Annotated in this window: 20 protein-coding genes and 1 tRNA gene; 11 read left to right on the top strand and 10 right to left on the bottom strand. The window is 61.2% G+C overall.

What is annotated here, in order from left to right; translation table 11 throughout:
• Nucleotides 1–251: 251 nt before the first annotated feature.
• Together HPQ64_RS04670 and HPQ64_RS04665 are read left to right on the top strand one after the other, a co-directional pair.
• The gene (locus tag HPQ64_RS04670) at nucleotides 252–1,664 is read left to right on the top strand and encodes a lipopolysaccharide biosynthesis protein (protein ID WP_172887183.1); all 1,413 of its coding nucleotides are present in this window, start codon (nucleotides 252–254) and stop codon (nucleotides 1,662–1,664) included.
• On the top strand, nucleotides 1,661–2,776 hold the full coding sequence (locus tag HPQ64_RS04665) for a GNAT family N-acetyltransferase (RefSeq protein WP_172887182.1): 1,116 nt from the start codon (nucleotides 1,661–1,663) through the stop codon (nucleotides 2,774–2,776). Before HPQ64_RS04670 ends, HPQ64_RS04665 begins: the two co-directional genes overlap by 4 nt.
• A 4-nt stretch (nucleotides 2,777–2,780) precedes the next feature.
• Here HPQ64_RS04665 and HPQ64_RS04660 read toward each other — a convergent pair whose 3' ends face one another.
• The 4 genes from HPQ64_RS04660 to ccrA all read right to left on the bottom strand — a co-directional run bounded on the left by HPQ64_RS04660 (nucleotide 2,781) and on the right by ccrA (nucleotide 9,069).
• On the bottom strand, nucleotides 2,781–4,424 hold the full coding sequence (locus HPQ64_RS04660; RefSeq protein ID WP_172887181.1) for an AMP-binding protein: 1,644 nt from the start codon (nucleotides 4,422–4,424) through the stop codon (nucleotides 2,781–2,783).
• Nucleotides 4,425–4,453: 29 nt separating this feature from the next.
• Nucleotides 4,454–4,960 (bottom strand): CAP domain-containing protein, encoded by a 507-nt coding sequence (locus HPQ64_RS04655; protein ID WP_172887180.1) that lies wholly within the window; start codon nucleotides 4,958–4,960, stop codon nucleotides 4,454–4,456.
• A complete protein-coding gene (locus HPQ64_RS04650) occupies nucleotides 4,957–7,590 on the bottom strand; it encodes a DUF3772 domain-containing protein (RefSeq protein ID WP_172887179.1) in 2,634 nt (877 codons plus the stop codon). Before HPQ64_RS04650 ends, HPQ64_RS04655 begins: the two co-directional genes overlap by 4 nt.
• A gap of 177 nt (nucleotides 7,591–7,767) precedes the next feature.
• A complete protein-coding gene (gene ccrA, locus HPQ64_RS04645) occupies nucleotides 7,768–9,069 on the bottom strand; it encodes a crotonyl-CoA carboxylase/reductase (RefSeq protein ID WP_172888509.1) in 1,302 nt (433 codons plus the stop codon).
• 335 nt (nucleotides 9,070–9,404) lie between these two features.
• On the opposite strand from ccrA, the gene HPQ64_RS04640 reads away from it, so the two are divergent.
• Nucleotides 9,405–11,414, top strand: a complete 2,010-nt coding sequence (locus HPQ64_RS04640) for a protein meaA (protein ID WP_172887178.1) — start codon at nucleotides 9,405–9,407, stop codon at nucleotides 11,412–11,414.
• 42 nt (nucleotides 11,415–11,456) lie between these two features.
• On the opposite strand, the gene HPQ64_RS04635 is transcribed toward HPQ64_RS04640, so the two are convergent.
• Entirely contained in the window at nucleotides 11,457–12,374 is a 918-nt protein-coding gene (locus HPQ64_RS04635) for a substrate-binding periplasmic protein (protein WP_172887177.1), read from the bottom strand.
• A gap of 33 nt (nucleotides 12,375–12,407) precedes the next feature.
• Entirely contained in the window at nucleotides 12,408–13,172 is a 765-nt protein-coding gene (locus HPQ64_RS04630; RefSeq protein ID WP_210260091.1) for an SH3 domain-containing protein, read from the bottom strand.
• A 164-nt stretch (nucleotides 13,173–13,336) separates the two neighbouring features.
• Between HPQ64_RS04630 and HPQ64_RS04625 the strand changes: the two genes are divergently transcribed.
• The 6 genes from HPQ64_RS04625 to HPQ64_RS04600 all read left to right on the top strand — a co-directional run bounded on the left by HPQ64_RS04625 (nucleotide 13,337) and on the right by HPQ64_RS04600 (nucleotide 16,351).
• Nucleotides 13,337–13,729 (top strand): DUF6152 family protein, encoded by a 393-nt coding sequence (locus HPQ64_RS04625; protein WP_210260090.1) that lies wholly within the window; start codon nucleotides 13,337–13,339, stop codon nucleotides 13,727–13,729.
• A gap of 276 nt (nucleotides 13,730–14,005) precedes the next feature.
• Complete coding sequence (locus HPQ64_RS04620) at nucleotides 14,006–14,491, top strand: hypothetical protein (RefSeq protein WP_172887175.1); 486 nt, start codon at nucleotides 14,006–14,008, stop codon at nucleotides 14,489–14,491.
• A 52-nt stretch (nucleotides 14,492–14,543) separates the two neighbouring features.
• A complete protein-coding gene (locus tag HPQ64_RS04615) occupies nucleotides 14,544–15,122 on the top strand; it encodes a YqaA family protein (RefSeq protein ID WP_172887174.1) in 579 nt (192 codons plus the stop codon).
• 13 nt (nucleotides 15,123–15,135) lie between these two features.
• Complete coding sequence (locus HPQ64_RS04610) at nucleotides 15,136–15,648, top strand: disulfide bond formation protein B (RefSeq protein WP_172887173.1); 513 nt, start codon at nucleotides 15,136–15,138, stop codon at nucleotides 15,646–15,648.
• A 25-nt stretch (nucleotides 15,649–15,673) separates the two neighbouring features.
• Nucleotides 15,674–15,928 carry a hypothetical protein gene (locus HPQ64_RS04605; protein ID WP_172887172.1) on the top strand — a complete coding sequence of 85 codons (255 nt, stop codon included), beginning with the start codon at nucleotides 15,674–15,676 and terminating at the stop codon, nucleotides 15,926–15,928.
• A gap of 3 nt (nucleotides 15,929–15,931) precedes the next feature.
• The gene (locus tag HPQ64_RS04600; protein WP_172887171.1) at nucleotides 15,932–16,351 is read left to right on the top strand and encodes a metallopeptidase family protein; all 420 of its coding nucleotides are present in this window, start codon (nucleotides 15,932–15,934) and stop codon (nucleotides 16,349–16,351) included.
• A gap of 56 nt (nucleotides 16,352–16,407) precedes the next feature.
• Here the strand turns inward: HPQ64_RS04600 and HPQ64_RS04595 are convergent, their stop codons facing one another.
• Nucleotides 16,408–19,686, bottom strand: coding sequence for an adenylate/guanylate cyclase domain-containing protein (locus HPQ64_RS04595; protein WP_172887170.1), 3,279 nt, complete (start codon nucleotides 19,684–19,686; stop codon nucleotides 16,408–16,410).
• 120 nt (nucleotides 19,687–19,806) lie between these two features.
• On the opposite strand from HPQ64_RS04595, the gene HPQ64_RS04590 reads away from it, so the two are divergent.
• Nucleotides 19,807–20,301: a YybH family protein gene (locus HPQ64_RS04590; protein WP_172887169.1), complete on the top strand. Its 495-nt coding sequence runs from the start codon at nucleotides 19,807–19,809 to the stop codon at nucleotides 20,299–20,301.
• A 134-nt stretch (nucleotides 20,302–20,435) separates the two neighbouring features.
• On the opposite strand, the gene HPQ64_RS04585 is transcribed toward HPQ64_RS04590, so the two are convergent.
• Both HPQ64_RS04585 and HPQ64_RS04580 read right to left on the bottom strand, forming a co-directional pair.
• Nucleotides 20,436–20,873, bottom strand: a complete 438-nt coding sequence (locus HPQ64_RS04585; RefSeq protein ID WP_172887168.1) for a YHS domain-containing (seleno)protein — start codon at nucleotides 20,871–20,873, stop codon at nucleotides 20,436–20,438.
• A gap of 328 nt (nucleotides 20,874–21,201) precedes the next feature.
• Nucleotides 21,202–21,288: transfer RNA gene (locus HPQ64_RS04580), tRNA-Leu, on the bottom strand.
• 296 nt (nucleotides 21,289–21,584) lie between these two features.
• On the opposite strand from HPQ64_RS04580, the gene HPQ64_RS04575 reads away from it, so the two are divergent.
• Complete coding sequence (locus HPQ64_RS04575) at nucleotides 21,585–23,141, top strand: CYTH and CHAD domain-containing protein (protein ID WP_172887167.1); 1,557 nt, start codon at nucleotides 21,585–21,587, stop codon at nucleotides 23,139–23,141.
• Between the two features lie 83 nt (nucleotides 23,142–23,224).
• Here HPQ64_RS04575 and wrbA read toward each other — a convergent pair whose 3' ends face one another.
• On the bottom strand, nucleotides 23,225–23,854 hold the full coding sequence (wrbA, locus tag HPQ64_RS04570; protein ID WP_172887166.1) for an NAD(P)H:quinone oxidoreductase: 630 nt from the start codon (nucleotides 23,852–23,854) through the stop codon (nucleotides 23,225–23,227).
• Between the last annotated feature and the right edge of the window lie 233 nt (nucleotides 23,855–24,087).

Genomic DNA, 24,087 nt, shown 5'->3' with positions numbered 1-24,087 from the left:
CGGCAATCGCTATGCTGTTTGTTCCTGTTATGTTCTTATTGATTCCGCCATTTGCCCCAAGAGTCAAGCGGCCATTTTCCTCATCGGCATTCAGCCCGCTGCCAGCGGGAATGCCCGGCCGCAAATCTTCAAGCAGATGTGAACTCAGACGGAAGAAGCAGATCATCGCCAAAAGTACGGAAATTTAATCCCTCCCGGCTACCCTGCGGAAACCTCACCCGCGGAAGGTGAGGCAGAGAGAGGGAATTTTGTTGCGCGTCTCTCCCGCCGCATGGGCTGAACGCATTCTGCCCTCGTCCGTGCACATACGGGCGCGGCCCCATCTCGCGCGCCTGGAAACGATCCTCAATGGCACGGATGACCGCGACGGCGCCCAGCGCCAGGCGCTCGTCGTCTTCGCCATCCGGGTGATGGGCGCATTACTTGCCTATGTCTCGCAGATGATCCTCGCTCGTCTGATGGGCGGGCACGAATACGGCATATTCGTCGTCGTGTGGACGCTTGTCGTAATCTTCGGAATCATCTCGCCGCTTGGCTTCTCCTCCTCGGTGGTGCGGCTCATTCCCGAATACCGCGAACGCGGCAACCACGCCGCGCTGAACGGCCTCCTCAAGGGCAGCCCTCTGTTCGGCCTCGCCTCCGCCAGCCTCATCGCCGGGCTCGGATGCCTCGGCATCTGGCTGTTCGGCGATTTCGTTACCTCTTATTACGTGCTGCCGCTATATCTCGCCGCCATCTGCCTGCCGCTCTTCACCTTCGGCAGCATCCAGGACGGGATCGCGCGCGCCAACGACTGGATGCTGACCGCAATCCTGCCGACCTTCATCTGGCGCCCGCTGGCGATCCTTGCCGGCATGCTGGCCGCTGTCGCCCTCGGCGCGCCCGCAACGGCCGAAACCGCCTGCCTTGTCGCCATCGCCGCGACATGGGGCGTGGCCGTCATCCAGATGCTCGTGCTCCAGCGCCGCCTGAAAGGCGTGACCACTCCTGAAAAACCCAGTTATCCGGTCGGAAACTGGCTCGCCATTTCCCTGCCCATTCTGCTCGTGGAAGGTTTCTTCCAGCTCATCACCAGCGCCGATGTGGTCATGGTCAGCTTCTGGCGGCCGCCTGACGAAGCCGCGGTCTATTTCGCGGCCTCCAAGACGCTTGCGCTTGCCCATTTCGTCTATTTCGCCGTGCGCTCGGCAACGGCGCACCGGTATTCGCGCCTTTATCATTCCAACGATCGCCAGGCTCTTGCCGCGCTTGTCGCCGATACCGCGCGCTGGACATTCTGGCCGACGCTCGCGCTCGGCATCGCGCTGCTCATCGCCGGTCCATTGCTGCTTGCGCTATTCGGCCCCGGCTTCGAGGCGGGCTATCCGGTGCTCGCCATCCTCATGGTCGGCGTGATGGCGCGCGCTTCCGTCGGCCCGGTCGACGCGCTGCTGACGATGGCGGACCAGCACAAACGCTGCGCCGCCGTCTATGCCGCCACTTTCGCCCTCAATGTAGCCTTCAACATCCTGCTGATCCCCCGCTTCGGCATCATGGGAGCAGGTGTCGCCACGGCCGCCGCCATGGTTTTCGAAGCCACCGCCCTCTACCACCAGGCCCGCGCGCGCCTTGACCTTCATACTTTCGCTTTTCACCGTCCCCCGTCGCGAGAGGCGGGCCGATGAGCGCTTTCGAGACGCTCGCCCTCGATCCGGGCGAAGCCGCGCATCATCGCGCCGCATGGGCCGCGCTCGCTGATAGCGCGGTTTCGCCAAACCCCTTCTTCGGACCCGATTTCCTGCTGCCTTACCTCGATGGCATGGCGAACCGCCCCGCCCGCCTTCACGTCCTCAAGCGGACTTCGGATGGCGCGTTCCTTGCCGCCGCGCCTTTCGCGCGCAGGCGTTTCGGCCTCGTTTCGCTGGTCTTGAGCGCGGAAGCGGGAGACTATGGCCCGCTTGGCACTCCGCTCGTCTCGCCGCAATGCCCGCAGGATGAATTCGGCCTCTGGCTTGAGGCCATCGCCAACACGGCGAAAACCGAGCTTCTCGTTTTTCCCTATCTGAGATCCGATGACGCCGCAGCCCGGCTTCTCAAGGAGGCAGCCGGCGCGAGCGGCTGGACCATAGAAGAATGCGAGAAGGAGGAACGCGCCGGACATGGCACCGGCGAAGCGGGAGAAGCCCAGGCAAAGGGCATCGCCAAAACCCGGCGAAAGGAACTCGACCGTCAGTTTCGCCGCCTGTCGGACATGGACGAAACGCATTTCGAAAGCATCGAAAGCCCGGATTCCGTTATACGGGCCTTCAAGACGTTCCTCACTCTGGAAGCAAGCGGATGGAAGGGCCGGCAGGGCACCGCACTCAACGCCACGCCCGAACGGGCACGTTTCGCCCGCGAATTTGTGGAAAAGACTGCACGAAACGGAAACATCCGTATCGACGCGCTTTTTCACGGCGGCGAAGCCATCGCCATGCTCGTGCTTGTACGTTCGGGATCGCGCATCTTCGCCTGGAAGATCGCCTATGACGAAACTTTCGCGCGTTATTCGCCCGGCGCCCAGCTGGCGCGAATGTCCATGCGCGCCAATCTCGAATCTTCCGAAATCGAGGAAGCCGATTCGCTCGCCATTCCCGGACATTCCATGATCGCCCCGCTCTGGCGCGGCACGGTCCCCTATTCGACGACTGTGATCCATAAAGGTGCCGTCGCAACGCTGCGCGCAAAGCTTTTGCGCCGCGATATTGCCGCCAGGAAAGCGTTGAAGCTCAAAGCCAAGGCCATCTTGAAGCGATAGCCCGTTACTCCTCGTCGGTTCCAGCCTCGATCCGCGCCCGGTCGCGCAAAACGCGGCGGATCACCTTGCCTGTCGTCGTCATCGGCATGCTGTCGACGAAGGCGATTTCGCGTGGATATTCATGCGCCGACAGCCTGTTTCGCACGAACTCGCGAATCTCGTCCTCAAGCTCCGGCGAAGGCGAAACGCCTTCTTTCGGCACGATATAGGCCTTCACGATTTCCGTACGCACCGGATCCGGCTTGCCGACGGCGGCGGCCAATGCCACGGCGGGGTGCGAAATCAGGCAATCCTCGATTTCCGCCGGCCCGATACGGTAGCCGGCGGACGTGATGACGTCATCGTCCCGGCCGACGAAATGGAAATAACCGTCCTCGTCGCGATAGCCCTGATCGCCGGTGAGCAAAAAGCCGCCCGCGAATTTTTCGCGCGTCGCATCCGGACGGCCCCAATATTCCAGGAACATGACCGGGTCCGGACTGCGGACCGCAATCTGGCCGAGCTCGCCGTCGCCAAGTTCCCTGCCCGAATTATCCACGATCGACACCTCGTGGCCTGGAACCGGCTTGCCGATGGCACCCGCCCGGCTCACGCCCAGTGCAGCGCAGGAGGCGAGCACCGCGTTGCATTCCGTCTGGCCGTAGAATTCGTTGACCGAAAGCTTCAGACAGGATTCCGCCCAGTCGAAGGTTTCGCGGCCCAGCGCCTCTCCGGCGGAGCCGATCGTGCGCAACTTGAGATCATGCTTTTCAAGCGGCGCCTCGACCGTTCTCAGCATCTTCAACGCGGTCGGCGGAATGAAGGCATTGCGAACGCCAAGCTCGGCCATGAGCGCGAATGCCCTTTCCGGGTCGAACTTGTCGAACCGATAGGAGACGATCGGCACGCCGAAGTGCAGCGCCGGCAAGAGCGCGTTCAACAACCCGCCCGCCCAGGCCCAATCCGCCGGCGTCCAGAAGAGATCGCCTTCAAGCGGCATGAACTCATGCACCATCCCGATGCCCGGCAGATGACCGGGAAGCACGCGATGACCGTGAAGCGCGCCCTTCGGCGGGCCCGTGGTGCCGGAGGTGTAGATCATCATCGCCGGATCGTCGGCGAGCGTGTCTTCCACCTCCAGGCTTTCCGACCCGCCATCGATCAGCCCCTTGAAGCCGACGGCGCCGTCCTCCGGCCCATCGGTGGAAACCAGAAGCCTGAGATCCGGCAGATCCGAGCGGATCTCTGCAAGCTTGGCAAGGCCCGCCCGATCCGTAAGCACCGCTTTCGCCCCGGAATTCGCAAGCCGATAGCGCAAAGCCTCCACACCGAAAAGTGCGGCAAGCGGCACCGCGACGGCCGCAAGCTTGTAGATGGCAAGATGGGAAATCGCGGTTTCCGGCATCTGCGGCAGCAACAGCGCGACGCGGTCGCCCCGTGCCACACCATGCGCTTTCAGCGCATTTGCCAGCCGGTTGGAACAGCTCATCAGCCGGCCATAGGAATAGGTCTCGATCCGGCCATCCTCGTGCCGGTGCAGGATGGCATCGCGCTCCGGCTCGGCCCTTGCCCAACGGTCGCAGACGTCCGCAGCGATGTTGTAGTGCCGCCCGAGGCGCCAGGCGAACCGGCTCCTCAGGCCGTCATATGTGTCAGCGTCCGGCAGCATGTCTCACGTCCCGGCTGAAATTACGGTGGTCACGGCGCTGCCAGAACCAGCGACCAGAAGACCTTGTACTTGGAGCCCGGCACATAAGCGGTGGCAATGCCCATGCGGGTCGACTTTTCGTCCAGCATCACGGCGTTGTGCTTGGGCGATTCCCGCCAGCCGGAAAACGCCTCCGCGAGCGTACGGTATCCCGCACTCACGTTTTCAACCGCATGAACCTGGCCGACGCCTTGCCTCACGAGGCGTTCGGACAGTCTGTTGCCCGGCTGCAGCGAGGCCTTGACGTCATTCGCGTTCGCCATGGCCTCGGCCTGCGCGCTGGCGACGCGCTGCAGGGCGGGATCGATGGCGACGGGCGATAGCCCGTTGTTCGTGCGGTAGTTGGAAATCATCCGCGCGGCGGCGTTCACGTCGATCGTGGCCGTGGGAGATGCCAGGTCCTGATAGAAGGGCGGCGTTGGCCCGGTCGGGCCGGCGCAGGCGGCGAGTGCCAGCGAAAGGGCGAGCAAGCAAGCTCGCGATAAAGTGTTTGTCATGCGGGATCTTTTCCGGGTGCGGGCGGTTCTTGCGCCCGTTGAGGGGTCATCATGGATTCCAGCCGGTCCATGTCGCGAAGGTGCAGATCCCGCTGCGGGAACGGGATCTCGATACCTTCTTCGCGCAAACGTTTGAAGATTGCGAAACGAAGGTCGGAGCCGACAGTCAAAGCATAGTCGATATTTCCCAGGTAGCAGCGCAGCTCGAAGTCGAGCGAGCTTTCGCCGAAATTCATGAAAAAGACCACGGGCGCGGGGAAAGCGAGAACGAGGTTATGATCGCGCGCGCAAGCAAGCAGGATTTCCTCCACCTGCTGCGGGTCGCTGTTGTAGGAAACGCCAACCGGCACCGAGACGCGGCCCATTGCGTTTCCATGCATCCAGTTCTTCACGACGCCGGAAATCAGGTTCGAATTCGGGATCATCACCGTGGAGCGCTCGAACGTCTCGATTTCCGTCGCCCTCACGTTGATCTTTCGCACATAGCCCTGGTCCGTGCCGACGACGACCCAGTCGCCAACCTTAATCGGGCGCTCGGCCAGCAGGATAAGGCCGGAGACGAAATTGTTGACGATCCCCTGCAGGCCGAGACCGACACCCACCGACAATGCACCTGCCACGATCGCGATATTCTGCAGATTGAGGCCTGCGGCGGACAGCGCCATCAAAAACGCGATTATATAGCCGACATAGCCGAAGCTCGTTGATATCGAGCTCTTCAGTCCCACGTCGAGGCGCGTGTGCGGCAGAAAGCTGTTTTCGAGCCATCTTTGCAGCGCCCGCGTTGCCGCGACGATGATGACAAGCAGCAGGATCGCGCTGAAAACGGCGGAAAGCGAAAGCGTGACGGAGCCGAATTGCAGGCCGTAGACGATCCTGCGGATCATGCCGACAAGATCGCCGGAACTGAAGCCCCAGGGGATACTGATCGCAAAGACGGCGATCACGATCAGGACGAGGCGGCCGAGCCCGCTGAGGACCACGCCGATCTGCTCGATACGATTGCCGCGAAGCGCCAGCGTTTCGCCGAGCGTTTTCCCGATCCGCGACGACGGCTTGAAGCCCGCCGATATCGTCGTGTCGGTCACGAGCAGCAGAAGATGCATCGTGCCGAGCACGATCAGCGTCCAGGCGATCTGGATCGCGACGTACCAGCCGAGCCAGATATAGCCGACAAGCGGAGCGGCGAGCGCGGCAAGGGATGCCGCCCAGAAAACGGGAACCAGCCAGCGCCAGAGATAAGATATGCTGGATTGTGTTTCCGGAAGATCCTCCGCGGCGCCCATCCCCCTGGCAACGACGCGCAGGGAGCGCATGACGAATAGCGCCACGGCAACCGCCAGGATACCGCTCATCAGGAGCTTTATTTCGCTTTCGGCGGAAACGACGTCGAGCACCCCGGATATGAGGACCGACAGGGCGGAAACCGCGCCCGCGCCCAGGATCAGCCAGGAAAGGTCGCGCGCCGCGGCATCGTCCACATGCACGATCCGCCAGGCCGGCAGACCGGGCGCGAAAAGCGCGCGCGTCAGTCCGTGCACATAGGCGTAGACGACGATCGCCGTGAAGACCGAGCGCATCACCTTGTCCGCGCGGTCGGGCGAAAGATCGAAGGCGTTGAGACCGAAGTAGATCGCAAGCCCAAGGGCAAGCGGCAAGGCGGTTGCAAGCAGGGTGATTGCCAGGGCTGAGACGGCGCGGCGATGATCCTGTGGATCCGTTATCGCTTCAGGGCGGTTGCCGAGGCCAAGAAGCCGCCGCCGGACAGGCCAGACGAAAACGACCGCCGCAATCAGCAGCAACACCGTGAGTATGGCGGCGAAGGGCCCCGCGCGGGCCGAAATCAGCTTTATCCAGTCCTGGAAGAGCTGCGACAGCCCGGTTGCAACTTCAGGCGATTCCTCAAGCGCGGTTTTCCAGAGGCCCGGATCGGCCAGGCTCTTGGTCGGAATGAACAGAAACTGCTCCAGCAGCGTGCGCCGTTTGGCCGCGATACGCGTGACGAGATCGTTCGCCTGAATCTCCAGGACCTGCGCCTGCTTGATGAAGGCGGTCAGCACGGAGCGGGCCTGGTTAAGCTGCTGACGCTGTTGGGCAAGGGTTTTCGTATCTTCGACGCCGTCTTCCGGCAAGGCCAGCCCCGCGAGCCTGCGCTCTACCGATTCCAAGAACGGCCTCAGTTGCGAGACAAGTGTTCGCGCCTCATCGGCGATCGCAAAGACGCGCTCCTGCAGGTCGGCGAGAGCGCGAAAGGAAACATCGTCGCGCTGCAAGGCAAGCTCGATGGAGCTGAGGCGCGTCTCCCACCCCGAAATGCGGAGGCCGACCATGTCGGCCGCGCTCTGGTCGATAACCGTAGAGCCGCTCAAAAGGCCGCTCAGATCGAGGCCGGTGCTCCTTCGCGTTGGCGACCTCTGATTTTGCAAAGCCGGGGACAGGCTGTCCTGAGGGGAGACTTCCCCCGGCTGCTCGAGGGACGGTAGAACCGTTTGCGGGCGTTCGATCGTGCCGTCAGGCCGAAGCGTGCCCGCCCCCTCCGAGGATTGCGCCACCGCGCCTGGCTCTGCCAGCACCATGAAAAAAAGTGCGGCGCATGCGCCGATCAGGCGATGGACCAGAATTTTTCGCATCGCGCTCCGGCGTCCGCCCATCATTGTGAAACCACGCAGAATTTCAAATCTTCACCACCGCTTCCAGGCTTCGCATCAAATCTCAGGGTGCGGATGATAGCGACCATTCCAGCAAAAAAAACACCGGCCTTGTGAAAAGGCCGATGCCGAGGCTGCAGAACGTGCTTTTTCTTCTCGTCAGGAGTGTTTGGAGGCCTCCAGGACGTCTTCGAAAGTGCGCAGACCCGTCGTCGGTGCGCTTACCAGCACCGCCATGTTGCCGGGTGCATGCTGGTTCTTCCACATTTTGGTGTGCGCCTTGGGGATCTGCTCCCAGGGGAACACCTCCGACATGCACGGGTCGATACGCCGGTCGATCACGGCGTTATTGGCTTCCGACGCCTGCTTGAGATGCGCGAAATGCGACCCCTGGATGCGCTTTTGCCGCATCCAGACATAGCGCGCGTCGAACGTCAGGTTGAATCCGGTCGTCCCTGCGCAAAAGACGACCATGCCGCCGCGCTTCACCACGAGCGTGGAGACCGGGAAGGTCACCTCGCCAGGGTGTTCGAACACCATGTCGACGTCGTTGCCCTTGCCGGTGATGTCCCAGATAGCCTTGCCGAAGCGGCGTGCTTCCTTAAGCCATTCGGCGTATTCCGGCGAATTGACCTTCGGCAGCTGGCCCCAGCAGTTGAAGTCCTTGCGGTTGATCACTCCCTTGGCGCCGAGCGAGAGCACGTAATCCCGCTTGTCTTCATCGGAGATGATGCCGATGGCATTGGCGCCGGCGGCCGCCGCAAGCTGGACGCCGAAAACGCCCAGACCGCCCGACGCACCCCAGACGAGCACGTTCTGACCGGGGCGCAGCTGATGCGGCTGATGACCGAAAAGCATGCGATAGGCGGTGGCGAGCGTCAGCGTGTAACAGGCGCTTTCCTCCCACGTCAGATGCTGCGGGCGCGGCATGAGCTGCTGCGACTGCACCCGGGCGAACTGTGCGAACGAGCCGTCCGGCGTCTCGTAACCCCAGATGCGCTGGGTCGGCGAGAACATCGGATCGCCGCCATTGCATTCCTCGTCGTCGCCGTCATCCTGGTTGCAGTGGATGACGACCTCGTCGCCCACCTTCCAGCGCTTCACCTTGGAGCCCACGGCCCAGACGATGCCGGACGCGTCGGAACCCGCGATATGGAAGGGCTGCTTGTGAACGTCGAACACGGAAATCGGCTCGCCGAGAGCCGCCCAGATGCCGTTGTAGTTCACGCCCGCCGCCATCACGAGGACAAGCACCTCGTTGCTGTCCAGTTCCCAGGTCGGCAGAACTTCCAGTTGCATGGCCTCTTCCGGGGGCCCGTGCCGCTCACGGCGGATCGACCAGGCGTACATGTTCTTCGGAACATGCCCGAGAGGTGGAATTTCGCCGACTTCATAGAGGTCTTTCACCGGCGCCTCCACTGCTGCCTGCCGATTGTCGTTGGCTTCGGCGGCTTGGCTCATCGTCATATTACCTTTCCCGTCCGTTTTATGGCTCCGGCCGCATGTCTCAGCCGGTTTGCGTTGAGCAGGCGCGGCGTCCGGCGATATTGCAACGCATCATCTACGCAGCACCGATTTCGCCTGATCGCGAAATTATCGTGCGAGAACACCCGCTCACGCTATAAGACTATTGCTTATATTGCCCAATTACCCAAGACTGTTTTTTGCATTGCATATAAATCTGCCTGTGGGGCAGGCCTGAAATCCTTCGCACTTGCAGCAAAACAGCAGAAGTTTCAGGCGTCTGACGGACACCTTCGCCGGGTGCCGCCGAAAGAGAGGAGAAAGGCTGGGAAATGAGCGAGAAGACCATTGGAAGCCGCGAGAACCGCCACGAACGCGACAGGCCGTGGATCTTCCGCACCTATGCCGGGCATTCCACGGCCGCCGAATCGAACAGGCTCTATCGCTCCAATCTCGCCAGGGGCCAGACCGGCCTTTCTGTCGCCTTCGACCTGCCGACCCAGACCGGCTACGACCCGGATCACGCGCTGGCGCGCGGCGAAGTGGGCAAGGTCGGCGTTCCGGTAGCGCATCTGGGGGACATGCGGGCGCTGTTTGCCGAAATACCGCTGGAGCGGATGAACACGTCCATGACAATTAACGCTACGGCACCCTGGCTGCTCGCGCTCTACGTCGCCGTGGCGGATGAGCAAGGCGCGGACCGCAAGCTTCTTTCCGGCACCACGCAAAACGACATCATCAAGGAATATCTTTCGCGCGGCACTTACGTGTTTCCCCCCGCGCCCTCCATGCGGCTGACGACGGACGTGATCGCCTGGACCTACTCCGAGATGCCGAAATGGAACCCGATGAACGTGTGTTCCTACCATCTGCAGGAGGCGGGCGCGACGCCGGTGCAGGAGCTTTCCTTCGCGCTGGCCAATGCGATCGCCATTCTCGACGAGGTAAAGGCTTCCGGCGCAATCTCGGATAAGGATTTCCCGAAGGCGGTCGGGCGCATCTCCTTCTTCGTGAACGCCGGCATGCGCTTCATCACCGAGATGTGCAAGATGCGCGCCTTCACAGAGCTTTGGGACGAGATCTGCCGCACCCGCTACGGCGTCGAGGACGAGCGCTATCGCCGGTTCCGCTACGGGGTGCAGGTAAACTCGCTGGGGCTGACCGAACAGCAGCCGGAAAACAATGTCTACCGTATCCTGATCGAAATGCTGGCCGTCGTTCTGTCGAAGAACGCGCGCGCCCGCGCCGTCCAGCTTCCGGCCTGGAACGAGGCGCTCGGCCTACCGCGCCCGTTCGACCAGCAATGGTCGCTGCGCATGCAGCAGATCGTCGCCTATGAGACGGACCTTCTGGATTACGCCGATATCTTTGACGGATCGCGCGAGGTCGAAGCGAAGGTTGAGGCACTGAAGGCCGAAGCGCGCGAAGAGCTTGAGCGTATCGAGGCGATGGGCGGCGCGGTTGCGGCGATAGAATCGTCCTACATGAAGCAGAAGCTCGTCGAATCGAACGCTTTGCGCCTTGCCGGCATCGAGGCGGGCGAGCAGGTGGTCGTCGGCGTCAACCGCTGGACGGAAAGCGAGCCTTCGCCTCTTTCCACCGGCGAGGACGGCGGCATCCTGACGGTTCCCGAACATGTCGAGGAGGAAGCCGTCGGCGCTATCAAGGCCTGGCGGGAAGCCCGGGACAATAATGCCGTGAAATCAGCGCTCGCCGAGCTTCGTTCCGCCGCGGCGGAGGGTCGCAACATCATGGACGCCTCCATAGCAGCGGCGAAGGCGGGGGCCACGACCGGGGAATGGGGCGCGACCTTGCGCGAGGTCTTCGGCGAATACCGCGCACCGACCGGCGTCGGCAAATCCGCCCGCGACGACGGGGCCCAGCTTAGCGACGTGCGAGAGGCCGTCGAGGCGGTTTCCTCGAAACTCGGGCGGCGTTTCAAGTTTCTCGTCGGCAAGCCGGGTCTCGACGGCCATTCGAACGGTGCGGAGCAGATTGCCGTTCGCGCGCGAGATTGCGGCATGGAAGTCGTCTATGAAGGCATCCGCCTGACACCGGCGCAGATCGTCAACGCCGCGCTTGAGGAAGGGGTGCATGTCGTCGGCTTGTCGATCCTTTCCGGATCGCATCTGGCGCTCGTGCGCGAGGTGATGGAGCGCATGCGCTCAAACGGTCTTGACGACGTACCGGTCGTTGTCGGCGGCATCATCCCCAACGAGGATGCGCAGGCCCTGCGCGCAATGGGCGTCGCGGCGGTCTATACGCCCAAGGACTTCCAGCTTACCGACATCATGGCCGATGTTGTCAGGATCGTCGAAGCGCGTCTCGATCAGGCCGCCTGACCGCCGCAAGCAAATGCGTGCTGGTGGGGGATAAGACCCCCATCAATTAGCCTCGCCCTCCGATTCCGGCTCTTCCGTATTCTCTACGGGCGGACTATCGGGCGAATCTGCCGGCTGCTCGTCGGACTCGCCCGCGCTTTCATCGAGACGGTCCATCCAGTCGAACGAGCCAAACCAGTATTCGCGTGCTTCCGCAAGCCGGCCGCTCGCCTGGTTCTCGATAATCCAAGCGTTTATGAAATTCACGAAACGCTGGGAATCGGGCCTGACCGCCACCGCTTCCGACGTGCCGAACAGACTGTCGCTGCCAAGCAGGAAACGGTCGGGATTCCTCAGCATGATATAAGTCGGATAGGGCGTTGGGACGATAATCGCATTGAGTTCGCCCTTCTCGAAGGCATCGCGCGCAGCCGCCTCGTCGGCAAGCGCAACGATCTCGGCCTGATTGAAAAGGCGTCCGGCGAGCGTCTCGGCAATGGAATCATCCATCACGCCGACCTTGTATCCTTCCACGTCATATTCACCCTCGTCGGCACCTTCCGGCAACGTGCTCTTGTCGACGACGAGCCAGTAATCGGTTTCCCCATAAGGAATCGAGTAAAGCAGGGAGCGTGCGCGTTCAGAGGTTACCGAATAGGCGGAGACGATCACGTCGATATCTCCGATGAGAAGGTGATTCGAAAGATCGTCGAACGGCAGCTCGACGAAATCGGCATCGACACCCAGCACCCCGGCAAGATCGCGCGCGACATCCACTTCGAAACCCAGAAGGGTACCATCCGCGTTCCGGCCAATCCACGGCAGGAAGTTTTCCTCGGCGATACCGATGCGCAGGCTGCCGCGCTTGATCGCATCTTCCATTGCATCGGCATGGGCGCTCCCCGCCATGGTCATGGCCAGCAACGCCGCGCCGGCCAGCCCTGCGATCGTATGTCTTGCGGCACTCAAAAATCGTTTCATCTCGTTGATCCTTCGAAATCAAATCCTCAAGCCTTAACGGCGGCGTCCTTGGCCCCGCCCACTACTGGGACGCGGCCTGCCTCCACCGGGGCGCGCACCGGGCCGATTGCCGCCGGGCGGCCTGAAATTGGGAGGCCTTTGGCCGGGTGGACGAGCTGAAGGCGGCCTTGGGCGTCCGGGTGGGCGCGCACCGGGCGGTCTTTGCCCCGGCGGCCGCGCTCCAGGTGGCCTCGGCCTGTTGGGCGGCCTTGCTCCCGGCGGGCGCTGACCCGGCGGGCGGGCTATCGGATGTTCGGGTCTCGGAGGCCGCCAGCCGGGTGGACGCTGGCCCGGTGGTCTCCAACCCGGCGGACGGTTGCCGGGCGGCCTCCATCCGGGCGGCCGATGGGGAGGCCGGTAAATGGGTGGCCGGGGACGATAGATCGGCCGGTAGACCGGATAGGAATCCCAGAAAAGCGGCAGCCCAAGGGTCAGCCCTATCGCGGGAAGCGCACGGCCATAGTAAGTGCCCTGAACCGCGTAGTTCAGATATTTGCCTGCCACATAGCCGCGCTGTCCGGCAAAGTCGATATCGCACCAAGAATAGCCGGAATTGCAGGAATAGACGGTAACGCTCGCGCCGGCGGGAACCGTGGTAAGCACCTGGTAGTTCGTGCCGGGGCCCGCCCGGAGGTTGACGCTTGAGGATGCAGTGGCAAGCTCCGCGGCGAGCGAGGGCGCGGAGGACAAGACACATAACGACAGGCTTAAAAACTTCACGTAAGCGAAAGGATGTCTACACCATACATTTTGAAACATCTTGTCGCCTCCAGAACACATATAGAAATCAATACGAAGTGGCAGTTTACATAAGTATAGTGAATTGAAGAATACGTAATCCGCCATAGCGGACCGTCTGGCAATCGCGCCGGAGCGACCCATCTTCTGGCAATGGCACGCGAATTATGCTGGAGGACGGGCCGATGAAACGCACCACCACCGAATATCCGCCCATCGGCAGGCGCGCATTCCTGCTAGGCGCGGGCGCAAGCCTCCTGAGCCTGCCCGCACTTGCCCACCATGGCTGGCGTTGGGCGGAGGATGGCCAGTTCGAACTGACCGGATTGATCAGGGAAATCTACATCGGCCCCCCACATGGCATTCTCGAAGTCGACGTCGATGGAGAAATGTGGCGTGTGGAACTCGGCCCCTCGTCGAGAATGCGCGGCGCAGGGCTCGAGGAGGGAACGTTGAGCGCCGGCCAGGAGGTGCTGGCATCCGGTCACCGCTCGAAAGACCTTTCGGAAAACAGAATGAAGGCGGAAAGAATCACCGTGGCCGGTGTAGTCTACGACATGTATCCTAGGGTCTATTGAAAATCAGGTTTCGGGCGTGGCGCGTGATGGATTTCGGATCTGAAAAGGCGAAGAGAACGCCGTGATGCATTCCACCACAAGGGCGCTTCAACGCATTCAGAGCCAAAATCCACCGCGTCCCGAAGGGATATGGCGAAAATCGCTCATCTTGGCGTCGCGGAACCTTGAAAGGGGCGGCCCTTCCGGCGGTCCCGATCCTGAAGCTGAACGATTTTCGCTCATACCACGCTCCAAATCCTGATTCTCAATAGACCCTAATCGATCCGGCTGATTCCCTTGGACCTTTCCACTCTCGCAGACGCGCTGCAAACCTCCCAGGCCGCCCTCCTCATGAAGAGCGAGCCGTGGCTTTATCCGTTCGTAAATTTCGCGCATATCCTCGGGATCGCGCTTCTCTTCGGCGCGATCCTGCCGCTCGATCTGAGGCTCATGGGGCTTTGGCGGTCGATCCCCCTTGCCGAGTTGAAGCGAATTCTGGTGCCAGTGTCCGCGTTTGGGCTGCTTGTCGCGGTTTCGACCGGCGTCCTGATGATCTCGGTGAAGGCGTCGGAATATCTCGCCATGCCGGTCATGCAGGCGAAACTCGCGTTGATCGCCATCGGCATCCTCAATGCGCTTGCGCTCAGGATCGTGCCGGCGTGGCGCCTGCTGGCTCAGGTGGATTCGCGCGGTACGATCTCGCGCTTTCGCTGGGCCGGGTTCATGTCCGCCACGATCTGGATCGCGGTGATCGGCTGCGGGCGGGCGATCGGCTATCTCTGAGACATCGCGAATCACGCGTGACAACGGGGACGCCTCGGGCTATTCAACGCCCATGTTGCGCCGCCTCTACGACTGGACCATGTCACTCGCCTCCGGCCCGCGTGCACCCGCGGCACTTGGCACGGTGTCCTTTGCGGAAAGCTCCTTCTTTCCCATCCCACCGGATATCCTGCTGATTCCGATGGTGATCGCCCGGCGCGAACGGGCCTTCGCCTATGCCACGATCTGCACGGTGACCTCCGTCGTCGGCGGAATGTTCGGCTATCTGATCGGCGCGTTTCTCTTCATCCAGTTGGCCCAGCCGATACTGGAATTCTATGGCTACCTCGACAAGTTCGAGCACTTTCGCGAAGACTTCAACGCCTACGGCTCGTGGATCGTCTTCATCGCCGGCCTGACACCCTTTCCCTACAAGGTGATTACCATCGCCAGCGGGGCCACAGCGCTGAACCTGCCCGTCTTTATCGTGGCGAGCATTCTTTCGCGCGGCATCCGTTTTTTTGCGGTGTCGGGGCTTCTCTATCTGTTCGGACCCCCGATCCGCGATTTCATCGAAAAGCGGCTCGCACTGGTGTTCACGCTCTTCGTCATCGCCCTTGTCGGCGGCTTCGTGGCGATCAAATATCTTTAATGGATCGAACTGCATGACCTCGCCGCAAACGTTGAGATTGTCCTCTCTTGTCCTTCTGATCCTCGCCGGCTCCGCGACCATCGCCGCCGCCTGGGGGTTCGAGCTCATCGGCGGTTACGTGCCCTGCAGGCTATGTCTGGAACAGCGGGTGCCGTATTACGTCGGCCTGCCGGTGGCGCTTCTGGCACTTGGCCTGATCTTGCGAAACAATGCGGCGGCGTTGAGCAGCCTGCTTCTTCTGGTCGTTGCCGGCGTCTTCGCCTATGGCAGCGGCCTCGGCATCTACCAGGCTGGGGCCGAATGGGGCTTCTGGCTCGGGCCCAGCGACTGTGGCGGCGGCACGGCGGCGCCCACCTCCGCCGGCGACCTTCTGACCGCGCTTTCGAACACCCGCGTCGTCAGCTGCACCGAAGCGAGCTGGCGGATGCTGGGCCTTTCCTTCGCGGGGTGGAACGCGGTCGCATCCGGCGCGGTCGCAGTGCTTGCCATTATCTCGCTTGTGGCGCACCGTCGGGCGAAAGCCTGAAATCCGTTAAAGGGGCGCTATTGCGATGACCAGCCGCGACGAACGCCATCGGCAAAAGGTGGAAGAGGCCAAGCGCGCGCTTGAGGCGGTTCACCGCGACAGCGACACGATAGGCCAGTCGGCGCTTGCGCGCACCGCCAACCGCGTGCGGGATCATTTCGCCGCCCAGGACAAGGAAGAGGACGACCCGATCGAGGTTTGGGGCTCGCGTATCGGCAGATTGGCGGGCCTGATATTCGCGATAGGCCTCGTGATTTATCTCGCCGTCACCTATCTGTGAAAGATGAAAGACGCAGCACGGTCCTGGGCGGAGAAAACCGCGCCTTCGGTGGACGATTTCGCTGAAATCGCCGAGGCGGCGTTCAATGGCCTGCCGGAAGAATTCCGCGAGCTCTGCGGCGATATTCAGATCACCGTTTCCGATTTCGCGGAAGACGACGTTTTGGAAAGCCTCGACATCGAAGACCCGTTCGGCCTCCTTGGCCTGTTCGAGGGCGTGGGGCTGGCGCATGGCGGGGCAAACAGCTTCACCGGACAGATGCCGAACCGCGTCTGGCTCTACCGCCGCCCTATCCTGGACTATTGGGCCGAGCATGACGACACCCTCGCTGAGGTGATCGCACATGTCCTGATCCACGAAATCGGCCATCATTTCGGCCTGTCGGACGAGGACATGGAGGCGATAGAAGCAAGTGCGGATTGAACGCCTGCCGCAGAACGCGCGGGGATGAGCCGGGTGCATGACCCAGGCAGGCCGGATCAACCGCGCTCCATGCCCATGTCATGCAAAAGGGTTTCGCCTTCTTGCAGGGCGCTTGCGGCTTCCGCCCCTTTTCCTTCCATCTTGAGCAGGTTCCCCAGTTTTTTGAGGCAAAGCGCATAGAGCGGCCGCATGCCCAGAGCTTCCGCCGCATCCTTTGCCGCGCGCAGATGCGAGATCGCATCTTCCCGGCAATCCTCCACCGCCATGGACGCACCCAGCAGGTATCTCGCCCACGCTCCATGGGAAACTTCGCCCGTCGCGCTGCAATGGCGGTATAGCCGCTCGGCGATATCGCAGGCCTTGGAAGTCCGCCCCGCGTTCAGCTCGACTTCGCCGATCCAGCGCAGGCAAAAGGAACGCATCGCGGTCAAATGCATGGATTCGGCCTGCCGAAGCGCTCGTTCGGCGAGCTTTTCGGCCTCCTCGAACCTGCCTTCAAGGCTATAGGCATAAGCCAGAGAGGCGGTCACGCGCGGAACGAGGATCTGGATGTCGACTTCCTCGCAAAGCGCAAGCGACTCCTCCAGAAATGGCAAGGACGGCTTCGCTTTTCCGCGAATATGGTCGACGTGGCCGAGCGCCAGGTACCCCTGGATCACGTCGAACGGCCGCCCGTACTGCCTCGCGATGGCGATCGCTTCGTTCACCGGCGCCTGGGCATCCTTGAATAGGCCCTGCTCGGCGAAGCAAAGGGCGAGATAGCAGCGTGAGACGACCGACGGCAGTGCGAACATCCCGAACCTGTTGCCGACCTCCCGGCCTTCGAGGTCCTTCACGTTCGCGCTCAGATAGTCGGCGGCGGTCTTGAATTTGCCGGTCGAGTAGTTCGAGATGCCGAGCGTGAAGCGTGTGGTCACCATCAGACCGAAATCATTGAGGTTTCCTGCGATATCCAATGCCTGCCGGCCCTCGCGGATGGCATCTTCCCACTCGGCGACGAGCCAGTGATAATGCGAAAGATAGGAATGGGTTCTGGCGATCCTCGAACGGTCGCCGAGCGTGGTGGCGAGCGCTAGGGCTTCGCTCAGGTGCGGCAGGATCTCATCATGTCGGCCCAGCGGCATCAGGGCGTTGCGCAGATCCAGCCTGACATCGATCGCATCCTCCATCACGGCCTGCTTGTCCGGCATCCGGTTGATCACCGACAGGCAGTCCTCGAAGCATCTGGACGCCTGTTGGCAGGCGGAACTTGCCATGGCCCGCCGCCCGGCGGCCCGAAGATAGTCCCTGGCCTTGACCAGATCGGCCGCGTGCTCCGCGTGAAAGGCAAGCTTGTTGAGGACCGTATCGCTTTTATCCCGATAAAGCTCTTCCAGTGCCGCCAGGATCTTTGCATGTATCTTCCTGCGGTCTCCCTGCACCATGGTGTGATAGGCGACATCATGGGTCAGTGGATGCTTAAACTTCAGAAGCGTTCGTTCGGTCTGCGCTTCGATCATCAGAAAGTGCATCTCGATCAGATGTTCCAGGATCGGCCAGATGGACTCGTCGTCCAGGTCGGCGATCCTCGCGAGAAGGTCGCTCTCGAATTCGTAGCCGAAGGCCGCCGCATCCTGCAAAAGCCGTTTTTCAACGGCCGGCAGACGGTCGATGCGCATCGCGATCACATCCTGAACGCGTGGCGGAATGGTCTGTTCGCCTATTTGCCGACTGAGCTCGAATTTGCCGTTTTCCGAAGAAAGATATCCCTCTTCAACGAGCGACCTTACGCTTTCTTCCAGGAAGAACGGATTGCCGCCCGTCCGTTCGATGAGGGAATTGCGCAGATCCTTCAGCGCCGCTTCCCGACCCAGCAGCGCATCCAGGAATTCATCGGCCGATCCGCCTTTCAGGCAGTCGAGCGGGATCTGAAAATAATGCAGATTGCCATGCCAGCCGTGGGAATATTCCGGGCGATAGCCCAGGATAATCAGAACGCGGAGGTCGAAGATGAACCTGATCGTTTCTCCGACGATCGCCTGGCTGTCGGCGTCGATCCATTGAAGGTCGTCGATCACGATGACCGCCGCAGCCGATCGGCTGACCTTGCCGAGAAGCGAATAGAGGATATGCGCCAGACGCCGCTGTCTCTGATCGGCCGTCAGCGCCTCCCAGCCCGCACCTTGCTTGACGTTGTAAAGCGCCAGAAGTGTATTCGTGAACTTGTCAGTCGCAAGATCATATTGCTGCAGCTTTTGGGTCACTTTCTCCCGGATGTGCCGCTCGTAGTTGTCCGTCTCTCGAAATTTCTCGTGTTCGAAACCGAAGATCCGGTCCAGGATTTCCTTCACCCCGGCATAGGGCGCCGGCTTGTTGTGGGAAATGCCACAGACCTTCATCGTCACCCATTCGCCAGGGGCCCGCATACGCAGGAATTCGCCGATAAGACGCGACTTGCCGACCCCCGGCTCGCCTACGATCGAAACCACGCGGCCTTCCCCCGAAGCCGCCTGCGACGCCGCGTGATTCAGAATGCCCAGTTCCGCTTCGCGGCCGACGAAGGCAACCGCGGGCCCCTGCAAGGACGTCCGCCCCGCCGAGCTGTCGACCGACAATAGCTCGTAGATCTCCACCGGATCTTCGAGGCCGCGGACCTCGACTTTACCTTTCGAGGTCGCCTGCGCCCGGTCGCGCACGAGGCGCCATGTATTTTCCGAAACGAGGACCGTGCCGGGGGACGCCATCTCCTCCATCCTCGCGGCGAGATGGGCCGTGCGCCCGAAGGCGGCATATTGCAGATCAAGCCCCTCTCCCCGCTCGCTCACCACAACCTCGCCGGAATTGATGCCGACGCGAACCGAAAGCGAGCGCGCCCCCTTCCCGGGCTTGCGAGCGAACTCTTTCTGAATGGCGAGGGCGGCGTGACACGCACGAAGCGCATGGTCCTCATAGGCGAGCGGCGCGCCGAAAATGGCCATTATGCCGTCGCCCATCGCCTGAACGACCGTGCCTTCGAATTTGCGGACAGAGCTCGTCAGCCGGTCCAGCACGCCAACAAGCAGTTCCTTCGCCTTTTCCGGGTCTCTTTCGAGCAGCCGGAAGGAGCCGCTCAGATCGGCGAACAGGATGCTGACGATCTTGCGCTCCTCGGCGAGCGATCCCTTGCGGAGATTACGCCAGGATACAACTCCGGGCTGGGCTTTATGACCAAGTTCGACTCCGCAATCGGAACAGAATTTCGCATCCGCTGCGCAGCGCGCGCCACACGCGGGACAAATGCGCAAGAGCGGCGCTCCGCAATTGCTGCAGAACCGCCCCGTATCCGGATTTTCCGACCTGCACGCATTACAACGCATGGTTTCACCTGCGGCAGTTCCCGGAATTTTCTGATCATTGACGGGAATGTACGTTTCATAATACCATTTATTGTAATCTTAGCATGAAATTCAGCAGTTTAAATAGTCGGAGGAAAGTCAATGTTCTCGTTTCCTCGCATGGTAAATTTACTGGCTATGTGTTTTTGTCTTGCTTATGCCCAACCGGCATCTGCGCAAACTCAGACGCTCAGTGAAGAGCTTGCCAAGGAAATCGTCGCAATCGTGGATACCCGAACAGCCTTCGTTTCCAGCTATGTGGCCGGCGACGTCGACGGCATAGTGGCGGCATATGACGACGACGCCACATTTGCGGGAACCCTGCAGCCGTTCTGGCTTGAGGGGCGTGACGCAATTGCCGATCTCTGGCAGCGCTATTTCGCCGCCTGGCCGCAGCGCAATCTGATTTTCCGCCAGCCTGCGGTGAGGTTTTACGGCGATGCTTCGGTCGAAACGGGCTACATGGAAATGTACATGAGCCGCCCCGAGGCCGGTACGGTCGCGACATACATCCGCTATTCGATAACCCGGATCAAAACCGACGAAGGATGGAAGATCGCCAACATGCATGTCACGAAGCTGCCGGGCACCAAATAAAACACGCCGGCAACCCGCCTGAGCAGCACTGAATGCGATTTGATTCCGCGCGGTGGGTTTGAGTCCGCGCGACGTCGGGTGCCAGCCGGGAAGATGCTCCTTCCCGGCGACAGTTTCGCGATTTTCGCTCGGAATTACTCCGACAGGCCGGCTTTCAGGTCGGGCCACTTCTTCTCCGCAAGCGCGATACGGTTTTGAAGATCCGCCTTGAATTTCTTCGAAACGTCGACGTTGTAATTGAGATAGAGCTTCCCGTCGACGATCGAGAATGCTTCCGGCTCGGTCTTCACCAGATAGCCGTTGCCCGCACCGAACGCGCAATAACCGCCGTAGGCCGGTGCGAATTTCTCGGGATTCGCGGCAAAAAGGTCCCGGTTTTCAGCGCTGGAGAAAAGCCATTTGGCACCAAGGTAGTCATGGCTGTAGCGCTCATCGCCTTTAACCGGCTTGCCCTGCTTGTGGTAGGCGACCGTATCGTAACCGCGGATCGCGATGTTGCCGTCCGAATAAAGCGTGTTGACGAGGGTTTCGCCGTAAAGCACTTCATCCGCGAAAGCCGGCGAGGCGGCCATACCGAATGCCGCGATTATCAGGCCGGCAAAAAAACTCCTGCACATTCCGATCACTGTTTTACCTCTTTAAAGGGTCTTCATCTGGCAGAGAATAAGCAGATTCACCGAATGCCAGGATCGAAAACCGATATATACTTGAAGGTTTTCACCAGAGGGCGCGGTGATCTTGCTTGTCCCATGCGTAACAACGAAGCCGACGGAACGGCAACAACACTTTGCGCTACTCACGAAGACGTGCGTCAACGGCACGAATGCGCGATCCGGCAGCGGATATCCCCGGCGCGGGCGCGGGAGGGTATGATGGAGACCAAGCATGGAAGGAACGGATTGGTGCCCCCTTCCGGGGTCGAACCGGAACTCCCTCGCGGGAACTGGATTTTGAGTCCAGCGCGTCTACCAATTCCGCCAAAGGGGCACGGGAATCGATCTAGCAGATCGCAACGAAATAGGAAAGACCGGGATATTCTTTCTCCAGAGCGCTTTCCACGAAACCGGGATCGCGTTCGCGACGGGAATTCGGCCCGGAATCGATATCTTGAGCATGCCCTTGTCGCGAAACCCGCTTCAGGTTTTGCGGGATATGCCCTGGTTCAAACTTATGAACGCCCGGCAGTGACGCGGAAAATATAAAAACCAGGCAAAAATGGCGCACTGGGCGCGCTTTCGAAGTGGATTGTGACAGCGGTGACGGATAGATGGTTTGGAATGACGATGGAAACATTTGAAACCGAACTGAAACTTGAGCTTGACCGGGCCTCGTTCAAGCATGCCAGTTCGGCCGAACTACCATCCGGATACAGTGCCGGCCGGCCAGTTACGCGCAATCTTCGTTCGATCTACTTCGACACGTCCGACTGCCGCCTGCGCAGGGCGAAATGGTCGCTTCGAGTACGCAAAGTGGGCCGCGACTGGGTGCAGACCGTCAAGAGCGGAACGGCCGTCAGCGGCGGGTTGTCGCGCCCGCACGAATACGAGATTCAGGTTTCCGGCCCCGTGCCCGAGCCGGACAAAATAGAGGACGAAGCGCTGAAATCCGTCCTTTCCAGCCTCATTGGCGCGGGCGAGCTGATACCGCAATTCGAAACCGTCATCCGCCGCACCACCAGGATGATCGAGGGCGGCGGCGGCACGGAAATCGAACTGGCACTCGACGACGGGCAGATCGTATCCGGCGAGCGGCAGTGCCCGATTACAGAAGCGGAACTTGAGCTCAAATCCGGGTCCGTCGACGCCCTGTACGATGTCGCCAAGGCCCTGGTGAACGGATCGCCCGTTCGTTTTTCGCAATCCAGCAAGGCGACGCGCGGATATGCTTTTGCCGCCGGCGAGAAAAGCGGCCCACCGAAACCGAAAACCGCCGGAGAAATCGATATTTCGCACGGCGATACGGCGGAAATCGCATTCCGCGCGATCCTGCGTTCCTGCTTCGACCAGATCGCCCACAACCGCATCGTCGTGCTTGAAACCGAAGACCCTGAAGGTCCGCATCAACTGCGCATCGGGCTGCGCCGCTTACGCAGCGCATTCAATGTGTTCAAGAAAATCATCGATCCGGCGGCTTCCGACGAACTCGACCGGCGCGCCAGGGCGATCGGGGCGGGTGTCGGCAACCTGCGCGATCTCGACGTGCTGATCGACGAAATCGTCGCGCCGCTTGAGGCGGAAATGCCCGGATCGGTTCAGGCGAACCCCTTGATTTCACACATCGGGGACGAACGGGAAAAGGTGCGTGAAAACGTCAGGCGGATGCTTGGCGATCCCAAGACCAACGATTTCCTGTTCGATCTCGCCGCCTATACGGAAGGTCGCGGCTGGCTGACGCGGCAGGCGATCGAGCAGACCGCCGCACTTGCCGGTCCCGCGCCCGAATTTGCCGCCAGGGCTTTGAATAAACAATGGAAAATAGCCGCCGAATATGGCCGGAGGATCGAAGAACTCAAGATCGAGGAGCGGCACGAAATGCGCAAGGCGCTGAAGAAGTTGCGCTACACCGTCGAGTTCTTCCGGCCGCTTTACAAGGAAAAGACCGTAAAGCCTTTTCTTGAGAAAATGAAAACACTGCAGGACATGTTCGGCTACCTGAACGATGTCGCCATGGCCGAAAAGCTGACCGGACTGCCGCAGGCCAAGGGCCAGAAAGGCGCAAGCATTTGTCTTACAACGGGTTTTGCCATCGGCTGGCATGAGGCCAGAGCGACGGGCGCATGGACACGAGCCAAAGAACTTTGGGACCGGACGCGCAAGGCCGACAAGTTCTGGACCAAATGATTCAAGCGGCGAGGAGAATTCCCCGGCGGGCACATCGGACGCCGCCGGGGGTATTCCGGGTGTTTTAGAATTCCCTGACGGATTTACGCCATCTCCGGCTCGCGCACCTTGCGGCCGTGGACGAGTTCGGCCGCGACAGTTGCCACATGCCGGCCCTGGAAGCGGGCGAGAGACAACTCCTTCTCGCTCGGCTGGCGCGAGCCGTCGCCGCCGGCAATCGTTCCGGCACCATAGGGCGATCCGCCACGCACTTCCGAGATATCGAGCAGCTCCTGGGCGGCGTAGGGCAGGCCGACGATCACCATGCCGTGATGGGCGAGCGTGTTCCACGAAGAAAGGATCGTGGATTCATTGCCGCCGCCGGTAGCGGTGGAGGTGAAGACGGAGCCGACCTTGCCGACGAGCGCGCCCTTTGCCCACAGACCGCCGGTCTGGTCGAGGAAGTTGCGCATCTGGGCGGCCATGCTGCCGAAGCGGGTGGGCGTGCCGATGATGATGGCGTCATAATCGGCAAGTTCCTGCGGATCGGCGACGGGCGCTGCCTGATCGAGCTTGACGCCGGCGCCTTTCGCTACGTCATCCGGCATCAGTTCGGGCACGCGCTTCACGGAAACTTCGACGCCGTCGACGGATTTCGCACCGTCCGCAACCGCGCCCGCCAGGCCTTCGATGTGGCCGTAGGACGAGTAGTAGAGAACCAGAACCTTCGTCATTTCAAACTCCAGAATCTTTCGCTGCGCTTCGCGGGACGGACAGACCCGCGAGCCTTCATTCGAGAGCGAATATGCGGTTTCGGATCTGGATACGAAGGGGCCGATATCTGGATGCAGTGTTCAACCTGAGTGAACAGTTAAGGCAAACTGCCGGAAGTCCGCCAAATGCCTGAACAACGCACGCAACAGCACCGGGCTTCACGCGGCGAACAAATCAGTTTGATCGGGTCGTT

The sequence above is a fragment of the Hongsoonwoonella zoysiae genome (genome assembly GCF_013266695.1).
GTDB lineage: Bacteria > Pseudomonadota > Alphaproteobacteria > Rhizobiales > Stappiaceae > Hongsoonwoonella > Hongsoonwoonella zoysiae.
This window is presented reverse-complemented; position numbering and strand designations above follow the sequence as displayed.

Excerpts from the sequence above, each read along its gene's own strand:
- HPQ64_RS04665 (WP_172887182.1), top strand. The coding sequence starts at position 1,661 with ATGAGCGCTTTCGAGACGCTCGCCCTCGATCCGGGCGAAGCCGCGCAT.
- HPQ64_RS04600 (WP_172887171.1), top strand. The coding sequence starts at position 15,932 with ATGAAAGACGCAGCACGGTCCTGGGCGGAGAAAACCGCGCCTTCGGTG.
- HPQ64_RS04660 (WP_172887181.1), bottom strand. The coding sequence starts at position 4,424 with ATGCTGCCGGACGCTGACACATATGACGGCCTGAGGAGCCGGTTCGCC.
- HPQ64_RS04585 (WP_172887168.1), bottom strand. The coding sequence starts at position 20,873 with ATGGCCGCCTCGCCGGCTTTCGCGGATGAAGTGCTTTACGGCGAAACC.
- HPQ64_RS04615 (WP_172887174.1), top strand. The coding sequence starts at position 14,544 with ATGTTGCGCCGCCTCTACGACTGGACCATGTCACTCGCCTCCGGCCCG.
- HPQ64_RS04590 (WP_172887169.1), top strand. The coding sequence starts at position 19,807 with ATGTTCTCGTTTCCTCGCATGGTAAATTTACTGGCTATGTGTTTTTGT.
- HPQ64_RS04605 (WP_172887172.1), top strand. The coding sequence starts at position 15,674 with ATGACCAGCCGCGACGAACGCCATCGGCAAAAGGTGGAAGAGGCCAAG.
- HPQ64_RS04640 (WP_172887178.1), top strand. The coding sequence starts at position 9,405 with ATGAGCGAGAAGACCATTGGAAGCCGCGAGAACCGCCACGAACGCGAC.
- HPQ64_RS04635 (WP_172887177.1), bottom strand. The coding sequence starts at position 12,374 with ATGAAACGATTTTTGAGTGCCGCAAGACATACGATCGCAGGGCTGGCC.
- HPQ64_RS04595 (WP_172887170.1), bottom strand. The coding sequence starts at position 19,686 with ATGCGTTGTAATGCGTGCAGGTCGGAAAATCCGGATACGGGGCGGTTC.
- HPQ64_RS04610 (WP_172887173.1), top strand. The coding sequence starts at position 15,136 with ATGACCTCGCCGCAAACGTTGAGATTGTCCTCTCTTGTCCTTCTGATC.
- wrbA (WP_172887166.1), bottom strand. The coding sequence starts at position 23,854 with ATGACGAAGGTTCTGGTTCTCTACTACTCGTCCTACGGCCACATCGAA.
- HPQ64_RS04630 (WP_210260091.1), bottom strand. The coding sequence starts at position 13,172 with ATGTTTCAAAATGTATGGTGTAGACATCCTTTCGCTTACGTGAAGTTT.
- HPQ64_RS04625 (WP_210260090.1), top strand. The coding sequence starts at position 13,337 with ATGAAACGCACCACCACCGAATATCCGCCCATCGGCAGGCGCGCATTC.
- HPQ64_RS04650 (WP_172887179.1), bottom strand. The coding sequence starts at position 7,590 with ATGCGAAAAATTCTGGTCCATCGCCTGATCGGCGCATGCGCCGCACTT.
- ccrA (WP_172888509.1), bottom strand. The coding sequence starts at position 9,069 with ATGAGCCAAGCCGCCGAAGCCAACGACAATCGGCAGGCAGCAGTGGAG.
- HPQ64_RS04575 (WP_172887167.1), top strand. The coding sequence starts at position 21,585 with ATGGAAACATTTGAAACCGAACTGAAACTTGAGCTTGACCGGGCCTCG.
- HPQ64_RS04655 (WP_172887180.1), bottom strand. The coding sequence starts at position 4,960 with ATGACAAACACTTTATCGCGAGCTTGCTTGCTCGCCCTTTCGCTGGCA.